The organism is Simplicispira sp. (assembly GCF_028687295.1).
GTDB lineage: Bacteria > Pseudomonadota > Gammaproteobacteria > Burkholderiales > Burkholderiaceae_C > Simplicispira > Simplicispira metamorpha.
Window position 1 is genome coordinate 1 of record NZ_JAQUAL010000205.1, and the last position, 4,262, is coordinate 4,262.

The 4,262-nt window shown below is 62.8% G+C and carries 5 protein-coding genes; all 5 read right to left on the reverse strand.

Annotated features, from left to right (window positions below):
* On the reverse strand, positions 1–830 hold an 830-nt coding region (locus PHX69_RS15510), incomplete at its 3' end, for a YbgC/FadM family acyl-CoA thioesterase (RefSeq protein ID WP_288044949.1).
* A complete protein-coding gene (locus PHX69_RS15515; RefSeq protein WP_288044951.1) occupies positions 830–1,810 on the reverse strand; it encodes an alpha/beta hydrolase in 981 nt (326 codons plus the stop codon). The genes PHX69_RS15510 and PHX69_RS15515, both read right to left, overlap by 1 nt.
* A 142-nt stretch (positions 1,811–1,952) precedes the next feature.
* A complete protein-coding gene (locus PHX69_RS15520) occupies positions 1,953–2,663 on the reverse strand; it encodes an RNA ligase family protein (protein ID WP_288044953.1) in 711 nt (236 codons plus the stop codon).
* Between the two features lie 12 nt (positions 2,664–2,675).
* Positions 2,676–3,203, reverse strand: a complete 528-nt coding sequence (locus PHX69_RS15525) for a hypothetical protein (protein ID WP_288044956.1) — start codon at positions 3,201–3,203, stop codon at positions 2,676–2,678.
* Positions 3,200–4,048: an AAA family ATPase gene (locus PHX69_RS15530; RefSeq protein WP_288044958.1), complete on the reverse strand. Its 849-nt coding sequence runs from the start codon at positions 4,046–4,048 to the stop codon at positions 3,200–3,202. The genes PHX69_RS15525 and PHX69_RS15530 overlap by 4 nt, the downstream gene beginning before the upstream one ends.
* Positions 4,049–4,262: the final 214 nt, after the last annotated feature.

Genomic DNA, 4,262 nt, shown 5'->3' on the forward strand with positions numbered 1-4,262 from the left:
GCAATGCCCGCTTCTTCAAACGGTGCGCTGCACACGGCAAACCCGGCGCGCGCGTAAAACGCCTGGGCACTGCACTGGGCATGCAGTTCGATGCGGGCATCGCCCCGGGCGCGGGCGGCGTCGATCAGGGTATCGAGCAGCAGGCGACCCCAGCGCGCACTGCGCAGGGGCCGCGCCACCGCCATGCGGCCTACGCGCCCGGTGCCCTCGGTGGCGGGCAGCAGGCGGCCCGTGGCCACGCTCTGGCCCAGGCGGTTGTACAAAACAGCGTGTACCGCTACAGCGTCGAAGGCGTCGATTTCGATGTCGGGCGAGATGCCCTGCTCTTGCACAAACACCGCCGTGCGCACCTGCATGGCGTCCTGCGCCAGCGTGGCCCAGTCGCCCGTGCGCACTTCGGCCATGGCGGCACCTGCCTCAAAGCCCTCAAACATGGCGCGCAGCGCGGGCGGCACGGTGCGGGCCGTTTGCGTGGCCGTATCGGCAAACACATAGACCAGCTCGCCACTGACCAGCAGCACATCGCCGCGCCAGATACCCGCTTGCAGCAGCACCGAGGAGTTGCCCACACGCAGACAGCGCAGGCCCACATCGAGCACATCATCCAGCCGCGCCGAAGCGTGGTATTCGAGGGTGGCTTTTTTGACAAACATCTCGCCACCCAGCAGCGCCATGCCAGACTCGTAGGGCAGCGCCAGCGCGCGCCAGTAGTCCATCATGGCAATGTCGATGTAGGCGAGGTAGTGGGCGTTGAAGACCACTTTTTGCATGTCCACCTCGGCCCAGCGCACGCGCAGGCGGTGGATGCAGCGAAAGTCACGGCGTTGCATCAGCTTGCCTCCTTCAGAGAAAAAGCCTGGCGCAGCGCGGCGGCGGCGTCGGCGTGGGCGGTGCGCGCCTGGGCAATGGCGCGGCCCATTTTGATGAATTCGTGCGTTACGCCCCGGTAGATTTCCAGATCGACGGGCACACCGGCCAGGCGCAGTTTGTCGGCGTAGTCGATGCCCTCGTCCACCAGCGGATCGCACTCGGCCAGGCCGATCCAGGCGGGGGCCACGCCATCCACATCGGGGGCCAGCAACGGGGCAAAGCGCCAGTCCTCCCGCTGCGCGCGCGTGGTGGCGTAGTGGCCAAAAAACCAGCTGATGGCGGGTTCTTCCAGCACCAGACCGCGCGCATAGGTGGTGTGCGAGGGTGTGTCCTGGTGGGCCGTGCAGCCGGGGTAAAACAGCAGTTGCAGCGCCAGCGGCAAACCGGCATCGCGGGCCAGGATGGCGCACACCGCTGCCAGCGTGCCGCCTGCGCTGTCGCCGCCCACGGCCAGCCGGGCGGGGTCGGCGCCCAGCTGCGGCGCCTGCGCGGCCAGCCATTGCAGCGCGTCCCAGCTGTCATGCACTGCGGTGGGAAAGCGGTGCTCGGGCGCCAGCCGGTATTCCAGCGACACCACCATACAGCCGCTCAGGCGCGCCAGCTCCCGGCACAGCACGTCGTGCGTGGCGATGCTGCCAATGGTGAAACCGCCGCCATGCAGGTACAGCAGCAGCGGCAAGCCGGTGTCGGTAGTGGGCGCGTACAGGCGCGCGGGCAAGGCATGGCCATCGCGTGCGGGAATGTGCAAATCCTCTACCCGCGCCAGCATGGCCTTGGGCACTTCCAGCACACCGGCGCCAGCCTCGTAGGCGGCGCGCGCCTGCGTAGGCGTGAGCGTGTGCAAAGGCGCGCCACCAGCGCGGTGCATGCGCTCGATCACGCTGCACATGGGGGCGCTCAGGCGGTGGTGGTGGATGTGCAAGTGGGAGTGGTCAGTCATGTAAGTCCTGTTCGAAAGGGCGCAGGTTGCGCTGATTCTATACAAGCCAAATAAGGCTCAAGAGCTCTTCCAGTAAGCGCGAGAAGCTATTAAAACGATAGTATTTTTGGCCCAGCCAGGGTGCCGCTGCCTGATTGATTGGTCAGCGCGCCTGGTCGCCCTCCCAGCCAAGCCGGTTCCATTCCAGTCGGCGGCGGCTCCAGTGCTCCGTGATGGTTTGGGTGAAATCCGGGCGCACCAGCTTGACGCGGGCTTGGCACCAGTCGGCTGTTTCCTGGCGAACCACCAGGCCCTCCAGGGTGCCGCTGCGGTAGCGGCTGTGCACGGTGTCCAACATCGATTGCAGTTGCGCCAACGTTGTCTGCCCACGGAACAAGGTGGGCACCGTGACCAACCCGCATTGCGTCGCCAAGGCGTTGCGCCGCGCGCTGCTCCAAAAACGGCCAGACTGGCGCTCGTACACATCAAACAGCAAAAACCAGTCGGGCAGCGCGGTGTAGTCCAGCGAATGCCGGGCCGCGCACCACTCGCCGAACAGCATCAGCCCGGCATCGGCATGCAGCGCCAGCGCGGTATGGACGACATCGCCATGCAAAGCCAGCCAATCAGGCAAACGGGCAAACTGCCCTGCGTGGGGATGGGCCAGGTACTGGCCCCGGTTTTGCGCTCGCAGGGTGCCGTCGGGCGCGACCGAAAAACCCAGGTTGGCACCGTCGAGCTTTTCTTCGACGGACACATCTACCGACAAAAAATCCTGCGCCTCGGTAGCCGACAGCACCTTGTCCTCACGGGGGGAGCCACCCGCCAGCCAGGCGATGTGGGCGGTAGACGGAAAACGGAAAAAATCACTCATGGTTTGTACTGTTCATCGGTGCTGTTTCTCGGCATGCTTTTTTCGCGACCACTCTTCAATAATGGGCTCCAGCAGCACATGGTGCCGGGCCAGGTCAACTTCCCAATCGTGCCAGTCGGTGTCACCGGCAAATGCCACACAGCCCTCACCATACGAGGCGTGAACCTCCAAAGCGGCAGCCACCATTTTGCGGTCGGCGGTGTCATGGATCACGGGCGAGAGCGCCTCTGGCAGCACCCCATGGCCATCGGCATCAAAATCTACCGCCACAAAATCTGCCGCCGCCGTGCTGAACTTGTGCATCACGACCTGAATGCCAAAGTCGTTGAAGCCCAGTTTGCGCTCGTACTCTTCGAAGATTTTTCCAGCGCCGTCCAGCACCAGGCGCGAATCGCTTTGTTCAAACGCGCTCAACCATTCCCACACCCGCCGGCGCAGCGTGGGGTCAGCGGGCGTGGCGTCAATGTCTTTGGGATGCACGGGATCTGCCGCGCTGGCGGCAATCAACACATTGGTGTCCACCACATAGCGAGCCCTCATGGCTGGGCGGCCTTCTGGCGTTCAAACATCAGGCGGGCCTGCTCCCGCGTTTCACCCAGGGCATCGCCAAAGAAGCCCTCGGGCCAGTTTTTGACGCGACCATAGCCATCCAGCTCCAAGGCACGCAGCCTGGCAGACTTGCCATCGCGCTCGACAAAGTACATGGTCGCCTCGTTCGCACTTACCTGCTGCCCGGCCATCAGGGTTTGCATGCGGCGAAACAAATGTTCGGAGTGGGTTTCGACGATAAACTGCACCTTGCGCTGCTGGCTGATGACCACAAACAGCTCAGCCAGCACCGATTGCGCCAGCGGATGCAGATGGATCTCGGGCTCTTCCAGAACGATGGTGCTACCCGGTGGGGCAAAGTACGCCACCACCAGCACCGGCAGCACTTGCGATACGCCAATGCCCACATCCCGTAGGTTGCACGCCACGCCGTCTCGATGCACGATAAGTTCATACCGGTTGGATCGCCCTTGCTGGCGCACCTCCAAGCGATCGGCCACCTTCATGCGCGCCAGCCAGTGGGACACGCCGTGGACGATGTGATTCTGCTCCTCCCCCTTCAGTAAGGCGCTGGCCAGCAAAGCATCAATCGCACTACGACCATCAATACCCACCTCACCAGGCTTGGTCTTGTTCCAGGGGTAATCGCGCTCTGGCTTGCGCCGCAGCGGCCCCAAGTAGCTGATGCCCTCCAACTCGCGCCTAATCGCCAGGCTCAGATCTTCCACCACGGTGCCATCCTGATCCAAGACGGCAATCGCATCAGCTGAGAGCGCAATTGAGCGCTCGGGAGCGTAGTTGCGACCTTTGAAACGCGGCTGTGTTTCTTCATCCACCACGATGGAGAAAGCGCCTTTGTCACGCCGAATAGCCCTGAACCGTCGATTATTAATTAGAAACAAAACGACTTGAAATATTTCTGATTATTAATTAGAAACAAAACGACTTGAAATATTTCTGATTACCCGGATGTTGTCTTGATGAAACTGACCGACATGAGAAAGCTCAGTCCTGCGGCGCGGCAAGAGCGGCGCATGCAGGTGATCAAAC

Coding starts and splice junctions, on each gene's coding strand:
- PHX69_RS15520 (WP_288044953.1), bottom strand. CDS start 2,663: ATGAGTGATTTTTTCCGTTTTCCGTCTACCGCCCACATCGCCTGGCTG.
- PHX69_RS15515 (WP_288044951.1), bottom strand. CDS start 1,810: ATGACTGACCACTCCCACTTGCACATCCACCACCACCGCCTGAGCGCC.
- PHX69_RS15525 (WP_288044956.1), bottom strand. CDS start 3,203: ATGAGGGCTCGCTATGTGGTGGACACCAATGTGTTGATTGCCGCCAGC.